1 protein-coding gene is annotated in these 788 nt (G+C 46.6%); it reads right to left on the bottom strand.

Annotated elements, in window-relative coordinates; translation table 11 throughout:
* A partial coding sequence (locus tag R7Q46_RS26385) for a LysR family transcriptional regulator (RefSeq protein ID WP_318078111.1) occupies positions 1-788 on the bottom strand: 788 nt, incomplete at both ends.

The following is a 788-nucleotide window of genomic DNA, read 5'->3' as shown; positions in this document are numbered from 1 at the left end:
GGATAGAGTAACCACCCCGTTTCTTCCGTGACAGCATATTGAGACAATACTTGCACCAATGCACCGGATTCGAGCTCATTTTTTACCAACAGTTTTGGGATATAACTGATGCCGCGGTCAAGCACTGTGGAGCTTTTAATAAAGCCGATGTTGTTGGAAATGAGTTTCGGTTTGAGCGCTACGTTTTGTTCCTGAAAATGCCAAAGGTTGTCGACATTGCCATTTGGCCAACGAAAACAAATGCACTGATGATCGCTCAACTCTTCTAATGTGGCGGGCGTGCCGTGAGTTTGAAGATAGTTCGGTGAGGCAACGACACATCGGTCTAGCGTTAAGATCTTTCTCGCGACAATGTCTGAATCAAACAGCATGCCGCCGTGCAGCGCGATGTCCAACCCCTGCTGAAACATATCAATAAAGCCATTGTTGATATTGCGAATGTCGAGTTCAACCTGCGGGTATTGATCCTGAAATTCAAACAAAATGGGTTGAAGATGTTCATAGGTTTCTGGCAGAAGGCCAAGTTTGATTTTGCCTCTGACCTCGATGCTTTCGTTACTGGCTTGCTGGTTTGCCGAATCAAGCAAGGTGAGTACTTTTTGTAGATCTTGGTAGTAGGCATCGCCTTTGTTTGTCAACGAAAGGCTGCGAGTGGTGCGGTGAAAAAGTTGCGTTCCGAGGTAACGTTCCAGTTCTCCAATGCGTCGACTAACATTTGCTCGTGGCAAGTCCAAAGCATTGGCTGCCGCTGTAAAGCTGCCAAGTTGGACGACTTTGGTGAACAGTTT

The organism is Vibrio sp. 811 (assembly GCF_033339195.1).
This window is presented reverse-complemented; position numbering and strand designations above follow the sequence as displayed.